Origin of the sequence: unidentified bacterial endosymbiont (assembly GCF_918797525.1) — a bacterium.
In the GTDB taxonomy this organism is placed as follows: domain Bacteria; phylum Pseudomonadota; class Gammaproteobacteria; order Enterobacterales; family Enterobacteriaceae; genus Enterobacter.
Genome location: NZ_OU963893.1, coordinates 1,145,275 through 1,164,349, shown reverse-complemented (window position 1 = coordinate 1,164,349; position 19,075 = coordinate 1,145,275). Strand labels below are relative to the sequence as shown.

The window sequence follows — 19,075 nt, the reverse complement described above, 5'->3', positions numbered from 1 at the left end:
TCCGTTAAAAAAACAAGCCGGGTGGCGGCAAAGCCATACCCGGCCGATCAAAGTGAGTGACGTTAACCGCCGTGCAGGCGACGCGCGTCAATCACATCCGGCACCTGGTTGAGTTTGCCAAGCACGCGACCCAGCACCTGCAGGTTGTAGATTTCGATGGTCATATCAATTGTGGCGAGCTGCTCGCGGGTATCGCTGCGGCTGGCCACGCCAAGCACGTTGACCTTCTCGTTGGCAAGAATGGTCGTAATGTCGCGCAGCAGACCGCTGCGATCGTTAGCCGTCACGCGCACCACCAGCGAATACCCTGCAGAGTAGCTCTCACCCCAGACCGCATCGACCATGCGTTCCGGCGCATGGGATTGCAGTTCCGCAAGCTGGTCGCAGTCAGAGCGGTGAATCGAGATGCCCCGCCCCTGAGTAATAAAACCGACAATATCGTCACCCGGAATCGGCTGGCAGCAACGGGCAATGTGGTGCATCAGGTTGCCTACGCCTTCGACGACCACGCGACCATTGTCCTTGCTGCGCTGCTGTGGCGCATAGGTCTTCTGCTGTAACTGCTTCAGCGCTGCCGCGTCCTGCTCTGCCGCACTTGGCTTGTTAAACTGCGCCTGAAGGAAATTCACCATCTGATTCAGGCGGATATCCCCTCCGCCAATGGCCGCTAACAGCTCGTCAAGCTCGTTAAAGTTGTAACGCGGCAGCAGGAATTTTTCTGCTTCTTTCAGATTGATGCCGATATGCTCCAGCTCGTCATCCAGGATCTGCCGACCTGCAAGGATGTTCTTGTCACGATCCTGCTTACGGAACCAGGCGTGAATTTTTGAGCGTCCACGGCTGGTCGTGACGTATCCCAGGTTTGGGTTAAGCCAGTCGCGGCTTGGGTTTGGCTGTTTCTGAGTGATGATTTCAATCTGGTCTCCCATCTGCAACTGATAGGTGAACGGAACAATTCGCCCGCCAATCTTCGCGCCAATGCAGCGGTGCCCGACATCACTGTGGATGTGGTAGGCAAAGTCGAGCGGCGTTGACCCTGCGGGCAGGTCGACAACGTCGCCTTTCGGAGTGAAGACATAGACGCGGTCGTCGAAGACCTGGCTGCGCACTTCGTCGAGCATTTCGCCGGAATCGGCCATCTCTTCCTGCCAAGCAATCAGCTTACGCAGCCAGGCAATGCGGTCTTCATGGCCTGAGCGCGTGCCTCCTGAAGTGCCTTCTTTGTATTTCCAGTGGGCGGCTACGCCGAGCTCGGCATCTTCGTGCATCTGTTTGGTACGGATTTGAATTTCAACCGTTTTGCCGCCGGGCCCCAGCACCACCGTATGTATGGACTGGTAACCGTTAGGTTTCGGGTTCGCCACATAGTCATCGAATTCATCTGGCAGGTGCCGGAAGTGGGTGTGCACTATTCCCAGAGCGGCGTAGCAGTCCTGCAGACGTTCGGCCACAATACGAACGGCGCGCACATCGAACAGCTCGTCGAAGGCGAGATGTTTCTTCTGCATTTTGCGCCAGATGCTGTAGATATGTTTTGGTCGGCCATACACTTCGGCGCGCACGTTCTCTTCTTTCATCGACTGGCGCAAACCGCCGACAAACTCATCAATATAGTGCTCGCGATCGATACGGCGTTCATGCAACAGTTTGGCAATACGCTTGTATTCCGCAGGATGCAGGTAGCGGAAGCAGTAATCTTCCAGCTCCCATTTCAACTGACCAATGCCTAAGCGGTTGGCCAGCGGCGCATAGATATTTGTACACTCTTTGGCGGCCAGCACGCGCTCGTCTTCGGGCGCATCTTTGACTTCGCGCAGGTGCGCAACGCGCTCAGCCAGCTTGATGACCACACAGCGGAAATCATCTACCATCGCCAGCAGCATCCGACGAACGTTATCGACTTGTTCAGAGGAGACTGAATCCGTTTGCGCGGCTTTCAGTTGACGGATAGCAGCCATATCGCGCACGCCGTGGATAAGCGCCACCACGGGGTTACCTACGCTTTCACGTAGCACCTCTTCCGACACCACGTCGGCATCGGCGAGCGGGAATAAAAGCGCCGCTTGCAGCGTTTCGATATCCATGTTCAGCATGGATAAAATTTCGACCATTTCGATGCCGCGCCACAGCAGCAGCTCAGCATCCGGATGCCCCTGCGTAGTGCGCAGACAATAGCCCCAGGTTTCGGTTAAGCGTTCACACGACTGCTGGCTGGAAATTCCCAGACTTACGATCCATTTCTGCGGGTCAAATTCACCAGCTTTATTGAGATGTGCACTTCTTACCGCAACCATTGTCCTCTCCTTTAGGGACCAGGGCCTGTCGAAGTCGACAAGCCAAACATATTAGATGTGTTCAAACACCACCATCGATTCCAGATGCCCAGTGTGCGGGAACATGTCAAGCATTGCCAGACGCTGAATTTGGTAACCCGCGCTAAGTAATGCAACGCTATCCCTGGCAAGCGTTGCCGGGTTACAGGAAACATAGACCACGCGCTTCGGCGAGAGTTTAATAATATGCTGCATTACGCCAGGAGCACCCGCACGCGCAGGATCGAGCAGAATTTTATCAAACCCCTGTTTCGCCCATGGCTGTTGAGTAACATCTTGCTCAAGATTTTGATGAAAGAATGTCACATTTTGCAAGCCGTTCTGTTTCGCATTCTCCTGCCCTTTGCTCACCAGCGCCTCGACGCCTTCCACGCCAACCACGCTTGCCGCTTTCTGGGCCAGTGGCAGCGTGAAATTGCCCATACCGCAGAACAAATCCAGCACCCGGTCACTCTTTTTTACATCCAGCCACGTCAATGCTTTTTCAATCATCTGTTGATTGACGCCATCGTTTACCTGAATGAAATCACGCGGACTGAACGTTAAGCGTAGCCCGTTTGACGCATACCATGGGGCTTCTCCGTTAAGCTGCTCAAGTATCTCGCTTTGGGGGGCGAGGAAAAGCGCCAGCGCGTGAGAATGCGAAAAGCGTTCCAGTTTTTCACGGTCTTTTTTCGACAGCGCCGCGGTATGGCGCAACACCATCAGTGGACCATTATTTGCCAGCACCAGTTCGACGTGTCCAGAATGGCGGATGCCCTCCAGCCCGGAAAGGCAACGGCGGACATCCGGGAGCAACGCCTCAAGCTGAGGCACCAGAATGGGGCAGTGCGTGATATCGACAATTTCGCTGGAACTGGCTTTACGAAAACCCATCTCCAGCCGCGCGGTTTTGGGGTCATAGTTTAGGCTCAAACGCGCCCGGCGACGGTAGCCCCAGGGCTGGTCGGCTATTATCTCGTTAACATCATGCTTTAGCAGGCGCGACAGGGCGCGACTTTTGCTTTTTTGCTGTAATACAACGCTGGCATGCTGTTGCTGACAGCCGCCACACGCGCCAAAATGCGGACAACGAGGCGCGACACGCTCCGGGCTGTCGCTTAACCGACGCTTTACCTGGCCGCGCGCATACTGGCGTTTATCTTCCGTCAGCGTAATTTCTGCTCGTTCTTCAGGCAACAAACCGGGTATAAACACAGTCTTACCATTGTGATGAGCTACCCCCTGGCCAAAGGAATCAAGGTCTGTCGCTTCAATAGTTATGATCTGACGCGTCGTCACGCGTCGCTTTGCAGAGTAGAATTGCGCCATTGCCGGAAATTTTCTCACATAAACATCATTCGCCTAATTGTCCCATAACGGAACTCCATGACCAACTACAGCCTGCGCGCACGCATGATGATTTTGATCCTCGCCCCCACCGTGCTTATCGGTTTGCTGCTGAGCATCTTCTTTGTCGTACACCGCTATAACGATTTGCAGCGACAACTGGAAGATGCTGGTGCCAGCATTATCGAACCGCTGGCCGTCTCAAGCGAGTATGGGATGAACCTGCAAAATCGAGAATCTATTGGTCAATTGATCAGTGTACTGCATCGCCGTCACTCGGAGATTGTACGCGTAATCTCCGTATACGATGAGCATAACCGCCTGTTTGTTACCTCAAATTTCCATCTTGACCCTACGGCCCTAAAAATTCCTGATGGCACGCCGTTCCCCCGCCAGCTTACCGTGCTGCGGCGGGGCGATATCATGATCCTGCGAACGCCTATTATCTCGGAAAGTTATTCGCCTGATGAGTCCGTGCAATCCGACGCCAAGTCCAGCAGCAATATGCTGGGATATGTGGCGCTGGAGCTGGATCTCAAGTCGGTACGATTGCAGCAATACAAAGAGATCTTTATCTCCGGCGTGATGATGCTGTTCTGTATTGGGATCGCGCTTATCTTCGGCTGGCGACTGATGCGCGATGTGACCGGACCAATCCGCAACATGGTCAATACCGTTGACCGCATCCGACGGGGCCAACTCGACAGCCGAGTTGAAGGTTTTATGCTCGGCGAACTGGATATGCTGAAAAATGGCATCAACTCAATGGCGATGTCGCTGGCGGCGTATCACGAAGAGATGCAACATAACGTCGATCAGGCCACCTCTGATTTACGTGAAACGCTGGAGCAGATGGAGATCCAGAACGTCGAGCTGGATCTGGCGAAAAAGCGCGCCCAGGAAGCAGCCCGTATTAAGTCTGAGTTCCTGGCGAATATGTCGCACGAACTGCGTACGCCGCTAAACGGGGTGATAGGCTTCACCCGTCTGACGCTGAAAAGCGAGCTTAACCCGACCCAGCGCGATCACTTGCACACTATTGAACGTTCAGCCAATAACCTGTTGGCCATCATTAACGACGTGCTGGACTTCTCCAAGCTGGAGGCCGGCAAGCTGATTCTGGAAAGTATTCCGTTCCCGCTGCGCAGTACGCTTGATGAGGTCGTAACGTTACTTGCGCACTCGTCGCACGACAAAGGTCTGGAGCTGACGCTGACCATTAAAAACGATGTGCCGGATAACGTCATCGGTGATCCGCTGCGTTTGCAGCAAGTCATTACTAACCTGGTCGGTAACGCCATAAAATTTACCGAAAACGGCAATATCGATATTCTGATCGAAAAACGCGCCATCAGTAATAACAAGGTGCAGGTAGAAGTTCAGATCCGCGATACCGGCATTGGCATACCGGAGCGCGATCAATCCCGTCTGTTCCAGGCATTCCGACAGGCAGATGCGAGTATTTCAAGGCGTCATGGCGGCACGGGTCTGGGGTTAGTTATCACCCAAAAACTGGTAAAAGAGATGGGTGGAGATATCTCCTTCCACAGCCAGCCAAACCGGGGTTCCACATTCTGGTTCCATATTAATCTTGATCTTAATCCGAACGTACTTACCGATGGCCCGGTCACGGACTGTCTGAAAGGATTGCGTCTGGCCTACGTTGAGCCTAACGCGGCAGCGGCGCAGAGTACGCTGGATGTCCTGAGCACCACCCCGCTGGAGATAGTTTACAGCTCAACATTTTCTGCGCTGGCCGTTGAGCATTACGATATTCTGCTGATGGGGATCCCGGTCACCTTTACCGGTGAACTCACCATGCAACAGGAGCGTCTGGCGAAAGCCGCATCGATGACCGATTACCTGCTGCTGGCGCTGCCATGCCATGCTCAAATCAATGCGGAAGAACTCAAAAATGACGGAGCGGCCGCCTGTCTGCTCAAACCGCTGACCGCCACGCGATTGCTGCCTGCGCTGACGGAATATTGCAGTCTGAGCCAGCACGCCCTGCCGCTGGTGAACAATGAAAAAAGAATGCCCATGAGCGTGATGGCGGTAGACGATAACCCGGCAAACTTAAAGCTCATTGGCGTATTACTTGAGGATCAGGTTCAACACGTTGAGCTGTGCAATAGCGGCGCTCAGGCGGTCCAACAGGCTAAACAGATGCAGTTCGATTTGATTTTGATGGATATCCAGATGCCAGGTATGGATGGTATTCGCGCCTGCGAACTCATCCGCCAGCTTCCGCATCAACAGCAGACGCCAGTAATTGCGGTAACGGCACACGCAATGGCCGGTCAGAAAGAGAAGTTACTCAGTGCCGGAATGAATGATTATCTGGCAAAACCTATCGACGAAGAGAAGCTGCATAGCCTGCTGGTACGCTATAAGCCGGGCCATATCGGCGGAACGTATACGATAACAGCCGAGCCTGCTGAGGCGAGTGCGAATCATGATGCCACCTTTGACTGGCAGCTCGCGCTGCGCCAGGCTGCGGGTAAAGCCGATCTGGCACGCGAGATGCTGCAAATGCTGGTCACGTTCCTGCCGGAAATTCGTAATAAGGTCGAAGAGCAACTGGTGGGGGAAAGCCCTGAAGGGTTGCTGGAAGCGATCCATAAACTTCACGGTAGCTGCGGTTATAGCGGCGTGCCGAGGCTGAAAAATCTCTGCCAGTTGCTGGAGCAGCAGTTACGCGCCGGATCACCGGCATCAGAGCTTGAACCTGAGTTTCTGGAACTGCTGGATGAGATGGATAACGTGACAAGAGAAGCGACGAAAGTGTTGGCAGGCTGATGTGATAGTCCGGTGGCGCGGCCCCTCTCCCCAAAGGGGCGAGGGGGACTACATCTCCTGCCCCACTTTCAATACTGCCGCGATATTCCTCGCGGCCATGCGCACATTATCGCGGGCATTTTCCAGCGCGTCTTCCAGCGAACAGATAGTGTAAATGACGCTAAACACCGCGTCGATACCCTGTTCATGCACTGCGCCAACATCCGCCGTCAGGCTGCCCGCAATCCCGATAACCGGTTTGTTAAAACGTTTGGCCACTTTTGCCACACCAACCGGTACTTTACCGTGAATAGTCTGGCTGTCGATGCGCCCTTCACCCGTGATAACTAAATCCGCATCGGCAACCAGGTCGGACAGATGCAGCGCGTCGGTGACGATTTCTATTCCCTGACGAAGCTGCGCCCCACAAAAAGCATACAGCGCCGCCCCCATTCCCCCTGCCGCGCCGCCACCCGCAAGGTTAATCACATCGATATCCAGATCCCGGGCGATGATTTTTGCATACCATGCCAGCGCATTATCCAGAGTAACAATCATCTCCGGCGTGGCCCCTTTCTGTGGCCCAAACACCGCAGACGCCCCCTCTTTTCCGATGAGCGGGTTGGTGACGTCACAGGCCACCTCAATACGGCAATCCGCCAGACGTGTATCCAGTTGGCTTACATCAATATGCGCAAGAGTAGCCAGTGCGCCACCGCCCTGGCCAAGGGGCTGCTGGTTGGCATCCAGTAGTTTTGCCCCCAGCGCCTGCACCATACCGGCGCCACCGTCGTTGGTAGCACTACCGCCAATACCAATGATGATATGCTTAACGCCGACATCCAGCGCATGGCGGATGAGTTCGCCGGTGCCCCACGAGGTTGTTTTCAGAGGATTACGTTGCGAAGGGGCGACCCGTTCCAGACCGCTCGCCGCCGCCATTTCAATAAACGCGCTCTGTTCATCACCGGAGAGACCGTAAAAACCGTCCACGCGCTCGCCCAACGGCCCCGTCACCGGGACACGGACAATTTTTCCCTGAGTTGCCGCCACCATGGCGTCTACCGTTCCTTCTCCGCCATCTGCGACCGGCAGTTTGACGTATTGCGCCGTGGGAAATATTTCGCGAAAACCGCACTCTATCGCTGACGCGACCTCAAGCGCACTCAAACTTTCCTTATACGAGTCCGGTGCGATAACAATTTTCATAAGCCATCCTTACGCATGATTACTACGTTAAGCATACACCCACCGGGCACTCGAAAATGCCGATTCCCTCAGGAACCGGCGAGTCGCTTAACGCACCATGCAAGGGCGTTTGTTGTTAAAAGTCCAGTCCGGGATGAGATACTGCATCGCCGTCGCATCGTCGCGCGCCCCCAGACCGTACTTCTGGTACAGCTCATGAGCTTTCATAACCTGATCCATATCCAGCTCAACGCCGAGGCCTGGCGTTGAAGGAACCTGTACCATACCGCCTTTGATTTCAAACGGCTGTTTGGTCAGGCGTTGATTGCCTTCCTGCCAGATCCAGTGGGTGTCGATAGCCGTGATGTTACCCGGTGCAGCGGCGGCCACGTGGGTGAACATCGCCAGTGACACATCGAAGTGGTTGTTAGAGTGTGAGCCCCAGGTCAGACCGAATTCATGGCACATTTGTGCCACGCGCACCGAGCCTTGCATCGTCCAGAAGTGAGGGTCAGCCAGCGGGATATCCACTGACTGAAGAGACAAGGTATGCCCCATCTGACGCCAGTCGGTGGCAATCATGTTCGTCGCCGTGGGCAAACCAGTGGCACGACGGAATTCCGCCATCACTTCGCGGCCAGAAAAACCTTGTTCTGCTCCACACGGGTCTTCGGCATACGCCAGTACCCCTTTTAGCTGCTTGCCAATGTTGATCGCTTCCTCTAACGACCATGCGCCGTTTGGATCCAGCGTGACGCGCGCCTGTGGGAAACGTTTTGCCAGTGCGGAAATCGCCTCGGCTTCTTCTTCGCCTGCCAGCACGCCGCCCTTCAGTTTAAAATCGTTAAAGCCATATTTTTCGTATGCGGCTTCTGCCAGACGCACCACCGCGTCCGGCGTCATTGCTTCATCGTGGCGAATACGGTACCAGTCGCATTTCTCTTCTGGCTGGCTCTGATAGGGCAGCGGCGTCAGCTTACGATTGCCAACAAAGAACAGATAGCCCAGCATTTCGACTTCGCTACGCTGCTGGCCATCGCCCAGCAGTGAGGCAACGTTAACTCCCAGATGCTGGCCTAATAAATCCAGCATCGCGGCTTCGATACCGGTCACCACATGAATAGTGGTGCGCAGGTCGAACGTTTGCAGGCCACGTCCGCTGGCATCGCGATCGGCAAAAGTATTACGGACGCGGTTTAAAATGTTTTTATATTCACCCAGCGCTTTGCCCACCACGAGCGGAATGGCGTCTTCCAGCGTTTTGCGGATCTTCTCGCCGCCTGGAATTTCACCCACGCCGGTATGGCCGGAATTGTCTTTGACGATCACAATATTGCGGGTAAAGAATGGCGCATGGGCACCGCTCAGGTTCATCAGCATGCTGTCATGGCCCGCAACTGGCACAATCTGCATGGAAGTGACAACAGGGGTAGTAAAGTTGCTCATGGTTTAATCCTTTCAGTAGTGACGTCCAAAAACAGGGCGCTTACGGTCAAATGTCCAGCCGGGGATAAGATACTGCATCGGGCCCGCGTCGTTACGCGCACCACCTGGCAGCTTTTTATACGCCTCATGCGCTTTGTGGATCCGATCCCAGTCAAGCTCCACGCCCAGCCCTGGCGCGTCAGGTACGGCAATTTTGCCGTTTTCAATCTGCAGCGGATTTTTGGTCAGGCGGGCTTCTCCCTCCTGCCAAATCCAGTGGGTATCGATGGCGGTCGGCGTACCTGGCGCCGCAGCGCCTACATGGGTAAACATCGCCAGTGAAATGTCAAAATGGTTATTGGAGTGACAGCCCCAGGTCAGGCCCCAGTCATCGCACAACTGCGCCACACGCACAGCGCCAGAGAGAGTCCAGAAATGCGGGTCAGCAAGCGGAATGTCGACCGCGTTCAACATCACCGCATGGCCCATTTCCCGCCAGTTTGTGGCAATCATATTGGTGGCAACTGGCAGCCCGGTGGCGCGGCGGAACTCGGCCATCACTTCACGACCGGAGAAACCCTGCTCGGCGCCACAGGGATCTTCCGCATAGGTCAGCACATCACCCAACCCTTTGCACAAGCCGATAGCCTCATCCAGAAGCCACGCCCCGTTAGGGTCGACGGTAATGCGCGCCTGCGGGAAGCGTTTTTTCAGCGCGCACACGCTTTCGATTTCCTGCTCGCCGGGAAGTACGCCGCCCTTCAGTTTGAAATCCTTAAAACCGTAGCGATCCTGCGCGGCTTCGGCCAGGCGTACTACAGCCTCGCCCGAGAGCGCCTCCTGGTGGCGCAGGTGATACCATTCGTGGTTGCCCGGAGAACGCTGCAGGTAAGGCAGATCGGTTTTGCTACCATCGCCAATGTAGAACAAATAACCCAGCACCGTCACCGCATCACGCTGTTTGCCTGGCCCCAGCAGTTCACAGACCGGGACATTCAGCGCCTTGCCCAGTAAATCGAGAAGTGCCGCTTCCAGTGCGGCAACCGCATTTACGCGTAACTCAAATGTCCAGGCGCCTTTAGCGAAAGTATCAAAATCAGCCGACTGATTGCCCTTATGCACCCGCTGAACCACCTTGTTCAGACGAGCCACTTCCTGGCCCACCACCTGTGGAATCGCGTCAACCAGCGTCTGGTAAATCACCTCTCCGCCCGGGGCTTCACCTGCGCCGGTGTTGCCGGCGCTGTCGGTAAGTACCACGATGTTACGGGTAAACCAGGCGTTATGCGCGCCGCCAATGTTGAGCAGCATACTGTCCTGTCCGGCCACCGGAATCACCTGCATGTCCGTAACGATGGGGCTTGATTGGGTCGTCATCATCCACGCTCCGCAACAGGTTTGAGTTCAATACGTTTGATATCCCCCACCAGCACCAGATAGCTTAATACCGCCACCAGAGCATGCACGCCTACGTATATCAGCGCGCCATTAAACGAGCCCGTGGTACCGACGATATAGCCGATTGCAATAGGGGTGACAATCCCGGAAATGTTGCCGAACATATTGAACAGACCGCCGCTCAGGCCGCTTATCTCCTTCGGCGCGGTATCCGCCATTACTGCCCACCCTAAAGCCCCGATCCCTTTACCGAAGAACGCCATCGCCATAAAGCCGATAATCATCCACTCAGCGCTGACGTAGTTACAGAACACCATGGTCATTGAGAGGAGCATGCCGAGCACAATGGGGGTTTTACGGGCGATATTCAGTGAACCGGTGCGACGCATCAGCCAGTCGGATATTACGCCGCCCAGCACGCCGCCGACAAAACCGCAGACCGCCGGAACAGAAGCCACAAACCCCGCTTTCAGTATCGACATGCCGCGCGCCTGCACCAAATAAACCGGGAACCAGGTAATGAAAAAGTAGGTCAAGGCGTTGATGCAGTACTGGCCAAGATAGATGCCGATCATCATGCGCGAGCCAACCAACTGTTTGATTTGCGCCCATTTCTGGCTAAAAGGCACTTTCTCTTTTGCTTTCTTCTGATCCATATTGATCAGCGCCCCGCCTTCTGCAATGTATTCCAGCTCTTTTTTATTCACCCCAGGGTGCTGGTTCGGTTCGTGGATCACTTTTAGCCAAATAAAGCTGATGACGATCCCAAGCCCGCCCATAAAGAAGAAGACGTGCGACCAGCCGACTTCGTGCGTCAGCCAGCCCATTATCGGCGCGAAGATCACCGTCGCGAAATATTGGGCGGAGTTAAAAATTGCCACCGCCGTTCCCCTCTCCTGCGCCGGAAACCAGGCTGCTACAATCCGGCTGTTACCGGGGAAGGAGGGCGCTTCCGCTAAGCCCACCAGGAAGCGCAGGGTAAAGAGCGCGATAATAATACCGAAGCCACTGAAGATATCGACGAAGCCCTGCAGCAGGGTAAACATCGACCAGATAAAAATGGACCAAAAATAGACGCGTTTGGATCCGAAGCGATCCAGCAACCAGCCGCCCGGGATTTGACCGATAACATAGGCCCATGAAAACGCAGAGAAGACGTAACCCATGCCGACCGGATCGAGTCCGATATCTTTTGCCATTTCAGAGCCGGCAATCGACAGTGTGGCGCGGTCACCGTAGTTAAAGGATGTGACGATAAACAGCATCACCACTATCCAGTAGCGTGCATTTGTGCGCTTCTCAGCGCTGCTTGCCGCCTGGCTTAATGTACTCATTGTTGCACTCCTGAATCCTGGCTCTCGCCAGTTCATTCTGTACAGCACCTGTAGGGTCATCAGAATGAGGTTAGTGTTTAGCAGTTTTGGTACGGCTACGGGCCGTTTTAGAGTGAAGCACTGCCTTTTAGGTAACTGACGGGAAAAGTATATGAAGGAGTGAGGCTGTCACTCACCGTGCATCGACACAACATTGAAGGGTGAGAGAGAAGTTCTTTGGGGCAAAAGCCCAATTCACTGGAAGGTACTTCACGGAATTGAAGGTTTGTTGCCGGGTGGCGGCTTCGCCTGGCCCGGCCTGTAATTCATACGCTGCGGGAGGGAGGTAATGGGCTATTTTAGCAGCGTTGCCCAGTGCGCAACCCATGGGTTCGACTGGCTTTCCGGCTCCGGATGCTCACCGGCATCAATCAGCAGCATATCGCCGACACGCCGGGCGCTTTGTTCCTGCAAAAGCGCGTCAAACTGCTTACCGCCACCACAGAAATTGGCATAAGCGCTGTCACCGAGGGCGATAATGCCGTAGTGAACGTCCGGCTGGTAGCCGAGATGGTCTTTAATCCCCTGGAAAAGCGGCACGATGCTATCAGGCAGGTCGCCTTGCCCTGTGGTTGAGGTCACCACCAGGCTGTACTTGCCTTTGTATTTTTCCCAGTCGGACAGATCAGGATCTTCATAGACCGTGGCTTTATGGCCCAGACTGGCGAGGATCGCCTCGGCCTCTTCCGCCACCAGCAGCGAGTTTCCGTACATTGTTCCGACAAAAATACCTACGTCAGCCATGATGTGCTTCCTTAATGATTACGCTTGCCACTCATCCTGAACGTTGCCCGATACAAACTCAACCCTTTCATTTTCGGGGAGTTGCCCCAGCCAGCCAAACTGTGACAACGCCTGCATCCAGACCTCATCCAGCCCTGCGCGAATAGTCAGTGGTTCGCCGGTAAACGGATGGGTCAGGCTCAGTTCACTCGCGTGCAGCATCAGACGATGGCAGCCAAAGTGTTCTGCCGCGCTGCGATTCTGACGCAAATCACCGTGCTTGCTATCGCCGATAATCGGATGGCGCAGATGCGAAAGATGCCGACGAAGCTGGTGCTTACGTCCGGTTTTGGGCAAAAGCTCAACCAGACTGTAGCGGGAGGTCGGGAATTTGCTGATTGCCACCGGCATTTCCGTGGTTGCCATACCGCGATAATCGGTCACGGCAGGCTGTGGACCTTTGTCCTCGCGGGAAAATTTATCGGCGATTTTGTCCCGTTCCTCCACCAGCGGATAATCAAGCCGGGCGGCGTCCGTCAGCCAGCCGCGCACAATCGCGTGGTAGCGCTTCTGCATCTGGTGTAGCTCAAACTGCTGTGAAAGCAAACGCCCTGCTTCGCTGGAAAGGCCCATTAACAATACGCCGGAGGTGGGCCTGTCGAGGCGATGGACGGTATACACGTGCTGACCAATCTGGTCGCGCACGGTTTGCATCACCACCACTTTTTCATCGCGATCCAGCCAGCTGCGGTGCACCAGCCAGCCCGACGGTTTATTCACTGCGACCAGCCACTCATCCTGGTAAAGGATTTCAAGCGTCATCCTCCATCACCTGCAAACAGCGCATCCAGCCTTTGCAGCTCGGCTAGCAATATATCGCGCGCGGGGTGCGTTGCATCGAGGGCCATTTCATAATAAGGAGAGACAGCAAAGGCCTGTGGCAACGGGTGGCCGCCTTCGAGCAGCGCGCACATACGGGGAACCAATATCCACTGCAGCCACTCAAACGGCTCCAGCGTATCCAGGCAGAAGGGTTGCGTACTGGCTAACGCTTCCGGCTGCGGCGCAGTTTCCTGCCACAGCTGATGTTGGCGCAAAAGTGCTTCGATGGCGTGCAATTGAGCACGAACGCTATCGTGTTGCGTCATAGGAACCTCAACTGAAAATGTGAACGGCGCGCAGCATAGCATTGCGAAAGACAGAAATAAAAAAAGGGAGCACTGTATCAACAGTGCTCCCGGTTCGTTTCGCAGCATTCCAGCTACACATCGTGCTCCCTGCTCATCCGTGACAACTTTTCCTGATGCCCGAGGGCGTGGTCATCCGCAGACCTTTGCATCCTGCTCACATCATCCTGACGTGACTGTTTCACCCTGAAACGTCCTGGCCATCCTGACCCGCCGACCATCCTGACCGGCTCTCATTCTCCATCCTGGAGGTGTCCTTAACGCGTCCTGCGTTGTCCTTATTGCTTCTTCCTGAAGCCTTCCTGTAGCGCCATCCTGACGAGTCCTGTGTGAAAAACGCCATCATCCTGATGTTCGTTTTTCGTGTCGGCGTCCTGTCGACGGAGATAGAATCCGCTATTCCGCTTCGGCTTACAACCCACTCACAGAAGGGTTAAAGATATCACATCATGGTCAGAAGAAAATATTATCGCCTTAAGGCATTGAAAAATTGCATATTATTACTCCCGGCGTGATGAGGTATTACTTAATGTTTCGGCGATCTCTCACAAACCTTGTAAGAGATGTCTCACAAAGTCTATAGGATGATCGATTACAGATACGGCTTAAGTTGGGCAAGGAAATCCGCAAGTGAAGGAGCGAGAGCATCGCGATTGCGGGTACCGATGGTCTCTTTGAATACTTCACCGGACAGATTGCAAACGGAAATCACATCCAGTTCGCTGTCCAGCGTGGCGATAAAGAGCGTCGGAGAAAGCTTAAGGCGTTTTTGCGTTACCAGATGACCAATCAGGTTTTCCTGTACGCGTTGCAGATCCTCTTCGCTCCAGGTCTGCAGCAATGTCAGCGCCATGCCAGCGAAGCGCAGGGTCATATCCCCTGCAAACTGCGTGGTATAAAACGCATGAACCGCAGGTTGTACCACAATGTCCATTGCCCGCTCAACCGCATTTACATTCTGTTCGCCCGTAAACGGTTTCGGTTGCCAGATAACATAATCATCCACAGAAGAGATAATGCACGGTGACGGCACGCCGTATAGGTCCGCGCTTTGCGGCCATGTGCCCTGTTTTTCATGCCATGCATCGCAGTAGCGGGTCGTGAGGGTCGTGAGGGCATTTGCAGTTTGGATATCCACCGATTTCTCTCTTTGTGTAAGACAGGATAAACTCAGCCCACAAGTGTACCTGCAAAGTGGTTATGAAACATGTCTTACGAAAATCATCAGGCGTTAACGGGCTTAACGTTGGGTAAATCGACTGATTACCGCGATACCTACGACGCCAGTTTGCTACAAGGCGTGCCCCGCAGTCTGAACCGCGATCCGCTGGGCCTGCATGCCGGTGCGCTGCCGTTTGTCGGCGCAGATATCTGGACCTTGTACGAGCTCTCCTGGCTCAACGCCCGCGGTCTGCCGCAGGTGGCGGTAGGCCATGTTGAGCTGGATTACGCCAGCGTTAACCTGGTCGAATCCAAAAGCTTTAAGTTGTATCTCAATAGCTATAACCAGACGAGATTCGACAGCTGGGACGATGTCCTGCACACGCTGGAGCGGGATTTAAGCGCCTGCGCGCAGGGCAAAGTGAAGGTTGCACTGTACCGTCTGCATGAGCTGGAAGGGCAGCCTATTGCCCACTTCAGCGGCGACTGTATCGACACTCAGGATATTGAGATCGATAATTATACGTTCAGTACCGATTACCTTGAAAATGCGGCGAGCGGAAACGTGGTCGAAGAGACGCTGGTCAGCCATTTGCTGAAATCCAACTGTCTGATCACCCATCAGCCAGACTGGGGTTCCGTACAGATCCAGTATCGGGGCGCAAAAATAGACCGCGAGAAACTGCTGCGTTATCTGGTGTCGTTCCGCCATCACAACGAATTTCACGAGCAGTGTGTAGAGCGCATCTTTAATGATATCCAGCGTTTCTGCCAGCCCGAAGCGCTAAGCGTATACGCACGCTATACCCGCCGCGGCGGCCTGGATATTAACCCGTGGCGTACGAACAGCGATTTTGCGCCTGCGATGGGTCGACTGGTGCGTCAATAACCTAAATATTTTCATATTATGCGCGGTTAATTACGCGCTTTTAGTTGTGAAACGCCATCGGCCAGGGCTATTGTAATCAACAGGGAAAGACGATATTCGTCCCGTAAGGAGCTCACTTGATTACACATATTAGCCCGCTTGGCTCAATGGATATGTTATCGCAGCTGGAAGTGGACATGCTTAAACGCACGGCCAGTAGCGATCTTTATCAACTGTTTCGTAACTGTTCACTTGCTGTACTGAACTCCGGAAGCCTGACCGATAACAGCCAGGAGCTGCTGTCTCGCTTCGAAAGCTTTGATATCAACGTATTGCGGCGTGAGCGCGGCGTGAAGCTGGAAGTTATCAACCCGCCGGAAGATGCTTTCGTCGACGGGCGCATTATCCGCTCGCTTCAGGCCAACCTGTTTGCCGTGCTGCGCGATATTCTTTTTGTTAACGGACAGATCAGCAACGCTGGTCGCTTCCCCCATCTCGACCTGGAAAGCTCCGTTCATATCACCAATCTGGTGTTTTCTATTCTGCGTAACGCCCGCGCCCTTCACGTCGGTGAAGCGCCGAATATGGTGGTCTGCTGGGGCGGCCACTCTATTAATGAAACGGAATATCTCTACGCCCGCCGGGTAGGAACACAGCTCGGTTTGCGCGAGCTTAATATCTGTACCGGCTGTGGCCCAGGGGCGATGGAAGCCCCCATGAAAGGCGCGGCGGTGGGTCACGCGCAGCAGCGCTACAAAGAGGGGCGTTTTATCGGCATGACCGAGCCGTCCATCATTGCAGCGGAGCCGCCTAACCCCCTGGTTAACGAACTTATCATCATGCCGGATATCGAAAAGCGCCTTGAGGCATTTGTTCGTATCGCGCACGGTATCATCATCTTCCCGGGCGGCGTGGGAACGGCGGAAGAGCTGCTCTATCTGCTGGGCATTCTGATGAACCCGGCAAATAAAAACCAGGTTCTGCCGCTTATCCTGACCGGGCCAAAAGAGAGCGCCGATTACTTCCGCGTGCTGGACGAGTTTATCGTGCATACGCTGGGTGAAGCGGCTCGTCGTCACTACCGCATTATTATTGACGATGCGGCGGAAGTGGCGCGTCAGATGAAGAAAGCGATGCCGCTGGTGAAAGAGAATCGTCGCGATACCGGAGATGCCTATAGCTTTAACTGGTCTATCCGTATTGCATCGGATCTGCAGATCCCCTTTGAGCCTACCCATGCGAATATGGCTAACCTGAAACTCTATCCGGATCAACCGGTGGAGGTTCTGGCAGCCGATCTACGGCGCGCTTTCTCTGGCATCGTAGCGGGGAACGTAAAAGAGGTGGGCATTCGGGCAATTGAAGAGTTTGGTCCATATAAAATTCACGGCGATCCGGAGATGATGCGCCGGATGGATGACATGCTGCAGGGCTTTGTGGCTCAACACCGCATGAAGCTGCCGGGTACAGCCTATATTCCTTGCTACGAAATCATCAAATAATCCGGTCCGCCCTCAAAGCCAGGACGCGACGCCCCGCGACCTGGCTTTTTTTATTGCGCTTGCCATCCATAGATATTTTTATCTGCCAGACAAATTTGAGACCCGCGCAAACGATTACCTTGTTTTCTAAACCACTCAATATCAGCCTTAACCCTAATTATCTGCCAGAAAATCCTAAAATATTATTTCTTTACAGCGTAAGACACCTATCTCATGCACCCGTCTTTTAGAATACGTGTTGTTAATGTTAGCCTTCGCGCCCGTAAATTCTCTTTGACGTTTTTTTAACAGATAGATGGTCTAAATATGCCCACTTCCAAAGTGGATTATTGCAATTGCGATCAGGATCACTGATAGATTCATAACTTGAATGTATCTTTCCGCCCCACAATAGTTACGGGTAAAAATTATTAAAAAACCGTCACTGAACGACTTTCATATTACCGTCAGGCGCTTTTTCTTCGTATTTGACTAAAAACCTGACAATTTTGTTCCTCCAGGAGATGCAGATGGAAACCACTCAAACCAGTACCGTTGCTTCGATTGATTCCCGAAGCGGTTGGCGCAAAACGGATACCATGTGGATGCTTGGCCTTTACGGCACAGCAATCGGCGCTGGTGTACTGTTCCTTCCTATCAACGCAGGCGTAGGCGGTCTGATCCCGCTTATCATTATGGCCATCATCGCTTTCCCGATGACCTTCTTTGCACACCGCGGCCTGACACGTTTCGTGCTCTCCGGCAAAAACCCCGGCGAAGACATCACTGAAGTGGTTGAAGAACACTTCGGCGCAGGCGCGGGTAAACTGATCACCCTGCTCTACTTCTTCGCAGTCTACCCCATTCTGCTGGTCTACAGCGTGGCAATCACTAACACCGTTGAAAGCTTTCTCGCGCATCAGTTGCACATGACGCCGCCACCGCGTGCCATTCTGTCCCTGATCCTGATAGTCGGCATGATGACCATCGTGCGCTTCGGTGAGCAGATGATTGTTAAAGCGATGAGCGTGCTGGTGTTCCCGTTCGTGATTGCCCTGATGGTGCTGGCCTGCTACCTGATCCCGCAGTGGAACGGCGCGGCGCTGGAAACCCTCTCCCTGAGCAGTGCATCCATGACCGGCAACGGCCTGATGCTGACCCTGTGGCTGGCAATTCCTGTGATGGTATTCTCTTTCAACCACTCACCGATCATCTCCTCCTTCGCGGTTGCGAAGCGTGAAGAGTACGGTAACGACGCTGAGAAGAAGTGCTCCAGCATCCTGGCGCGTGCGCACGGCATGATGGTATTGACCGTCATGTTCTTCGTCTTCAGTTGCGTGCTGAGCCTTTCCCCGGCGGACCTGGCGGCCGCGAAAGACCAGAACATCTCAATTCTGTCCTACCTGGCAAACCATTTTAATGCGCCAGTGATTGCATGGATGGCGCCAATTATCGCGATGATCGCTATCACTAAATCCTTCCTCGGGCACTATCTGGGCGCTCGTGAAGGCTTCAACGGAATGGTGATTAAATCTCTGCGCGGTAAAGGCAAGAGCATTGAAATCAACAAGCTGAACAAAATCACTGCGCTGTTCATGCTGCTCACCACCTGGGCGGTTGCGACCCTGAACCCAAGCATCCTGGGCATGATTGAAACCCTGGGTGGCCCGATTATCGCGATGATTCTGTTCCTGATGCCGATGTACGCAATTCAGAAAGTGTCGGCGATGCGTAAATACAGCGGCCATGTCAGCAACGTATTTGTTGTGGTTATGGGTCTGATTGCCATCTCTGCCATTTTCTACTCTCTGTTCAACTAATACCTCCTGCG

The 19,075-nt window shown here is 54.1% G+C and carries 14 protein-coding genes; 4 read left to right on the top strand and 10 right to left on the bottom strand.

What is annotated here, in order from left to right; genetic code table 11:
- Positions 1–62: 62 nt before the first annotated feature.
- Entirely contained in the window at positions 63–2,294 is a 2,232-nt protein-coding gene (gene relA, locus NL510_RS05535) for a GTP diphosphokinase (protein WP_253382296.1), read from the bottom strand.
- A 51-nt stretch (positions 2,295–2,345) separates the two neighbouring features.
- Positions 2,346–3,644 carry a 23S rRNA (uracil(1939)-C(5))-methyltransferase RlmD gene (gene rlmD, locus NL510_RS05530; protein ID WP_253382294.1) on the bottom strand — a complete coding sequence of 433 codons (1,299 nt, stop codon included), beginning with the start codon at positions 3,642–3,644 and terminating at the stop codon, positions 2,346–2,348.
- Between the two features lie 57 nt (positions 3,645–3,701).
- On the opposite strand from rlmD, the gene barA reads away from it, so the two are divergent.
- Positions 3,702–6,461, top strand: coding sequence for a two-component sensor histidine kinase BarA (gene barA, locus NL510_RS05525; protein WP_253382291.1), 2,760 nt, complete (start codon positions 3,702–3,704; stop codon positions 6,459–6,461).
- A 48-nt stretch (positions 6,462–6,509) separates the two neighbouring features.
- Here the strand turns inward: barA and NL510_RS05520 are convergent, their stop codons facing one another.
- From NL510_RS05520 to syd, 8 genes are all read right to left on the bottom strand, one after another.
- Positions 6,510–7,649, bottom strand: coding sequence for a glycerate kinase (locus NL510_RS05520; protein WP_253382289.1), 1,140 nt, complete (start codon positions 7,647–7,649; stop codon positions 6,510–6,512).
- An 87-nt stretch (positions 7,650–7,736) separates the two neighbouring features.
- Positions 7,737–9,074: a glucarate dehydratase gene (gene gudD, locus NL510_RS05515; protein WP_253382287.1), complete on the bottom strand. Its 1,338-nt coding sequence runs from the start codon at positions 9,072–9,074 to the stop codon at positions 7,737–7,739.
- A gap of 12 nt (positions 9,075–9,086) precedes the next feature.
- A complete protein-coding gene (locus tag NL510_RS05510; RefSeq protein WP_253384764.1) occupies positions 9,087–10,430 on the bottom strand; it encodes a glucarate dehydratase family protein in 1,344 nt (447 codons plus the stop codon).
- Complete coding sequence (gene gudP / locus NL510_RS05505) at positions 10,430–11,785, bottom strand: galactarate/glucarate/glycerate transporter GudP (RefSeq protein ID WP_253382285.1); 1,356 nt, start codon at positions 11,783–11,785, stop codon at positions 10,430–10,432. Before gudP ends, NL510_RS05510 begins: the two co-directional genes overlap by 1 nt.
- Positions 11,786–12,118: 333 nt before the next feature.
- Positions 12,119–12,568: a flavodoxin gene (locus tag NL510_RS05500; protein WP_253382283.1), complete on the bottom strand. Its 450-nt coding sequence runs from the start codon at positions 12,566–12,568 to the stop codon at positions 12,119–12,121.
- Positions 12,569–12,586: 18 nt separating this feature from the next.
- On the bottom strand, positions 12,587–13,369 hold the full coding sequence (gene truC / locus NL510_RS05495; protein ID WP_253382280.1) for a tRNA pseudouridine(65) synthase TruC: 783 nt from the start codon (positions 13,367–13,369) through the stop codon (positions 12,587–12,589).
- Positions 13,366–13,695 carry a YqcC family protein gene (locus NL510_RS05490; protein WP_253382278.1) on the bottom strand — a complete coding sequence of 110 codons (330 nt, stop codon included), beginning with the start codon at positions 13,693–13,695 and terminating at the stop codon, positions 13,366–13,368. Before NL510_RS05490 ends, truC begins: the two co-directional genes overlap by 4 nt.
- A 631-nt stretch (positions 13,696–14,326) precedes the next feature.
- Positions 14,327–14,872, bottom strand: a complete 546-nt coding sequence (syd, locus tag NL510_RS05485; protein ID WP_253382276.1) for a SecY-interacting protein — start codon at positions 14,870–14,872, stop codon at positions 14,327–14,329.
- Positions 14,873–14,941: 69 nt separating this feature from the next.
- Between syd and queF the strand changes: the two genes are divergently transcribed.
- From queF to NL510_RS05470, 3 genes are all read left to right on the top strand, one after another.
- Positions 14,942–15,784, top strand: a complete 843-nt coding sequence (queF, locus tag NL510_RS05480) for an NADPH-dependent 7-cyano-7-deazaguanine reductase QueF (protein WP_253382274.1) — start codon at positions 14,942–14,944, stop codon at positions 15,782–15,784.
- Positions 15,785–15,900: 116 nt separating this feature from the next.
- On the top strand, positions 15,901–17,265 hold the full coding sequence (gene ppnN, locus NL510_RS05475) for a nucleotide 5'-monophosphate nucleosidase PpnN (protein WP_253382271.1): 1,365 nt from the start codon (positions 15,901–15,903) through the stop codon (positions 17,263–17,265).
- 509 nt (positions 17,266–17,774) lie between these two features.
- A complete protein-coding gene (locus NL510_RS05470; protein ID WP_253382269.1) occupies positions 17,775–19,064 on the top strand; it encodes an HAAAP family serine/threonine permease in 1,290 nt (429 codons plus the stop codon).
- Positions 19,065–19,075 lie beyond the last annotated feature (11 nt).

Excerpts from the sequence above, each read along its gene's own strand:
- truC (WP_253382280.1), bottom strand. The coding sequence starts at position 13,369 with ATGACGCTTGAAATCCTTTACCAGGATGAGTGGCTGGTCGCAGTGAAT.
- gudD (WP_253382287.1), bottom strand. The coding sequence starts at position 9,074 with ATGAGCAACTTTACTACCCCTGTTGTCACTTCCATGCAGATTGTGCCA.
- NL510_RS05510 (WP_253384764.1), bottom strand. The coding sequence starts at position 10,430 with ATGACGACCCAATCAAGCCCCATCGTTACGGACATGCAGGTGATTCCG.
- barA (WP_253382291.1), top strand. The coding sequence starts at position 3,702 with ATGACCAACTACAGCCTGCGCGCACGCATGATGATTTTGATCCTCGCC.
- NL510_RS05470 (WP_253382269.1), top strand. The coding sequence starts at position 17,775 with ATGGAAACCACTCAAACCAGTACCGTTGCTTCGATTGATTCCCGAAGC.
- NL510_RS05520 (WP_253382289.1), bottom strand. The coding sequence starts at position 7,649 with ATGAAAATTGTTATCGCACCGGACTCGTATAAGGAAAGTTTGAGTGCG.
- queF (WP_253382274.1), top strand. The coding sequence starts at position 14,942 with ATGTCTTACGAAAATCATCAGGCGTTAACGGGCTTAACGTTGGGTAAA.
- NL510_RS05490 (WP_253382278.1), bottom strand. The coding sequence starts at position 13,695 with ATGACGCAACACGATAGCGTTCGTGCTCAATTGCACGCCATCGAAGCA.
- gudP (WP_253382285.1), bottom strand. The coding sequence starts at position 11,785 with ATGAGTACATTAAGCCAGGCGGCAAGCAGCGCTGAGAAGCGCACAAAT.
- relA (WP_253382296.1), bottom strand. The coding sequence starts at position 2,294 with ATGGTTGCGGTAAGAAGTGCACATCTCAATAAAGCTGGTGAATTTGAC.
- rlmD (WP_253382294.1), bottom strand. The coding sequence starts at position 3,644 with ATGGCGCAATTCTACTCTGCAAAGCGACGCGTGACGACGCGTCAGATC.
- NL510_RS05500 (WP_253382283.1), bottom strand. The coding sequence starts at position 12,568 with ATGGCTGACGTAGGTATTTTTGTCGGAACAATGTACGGAAACTCGCTG.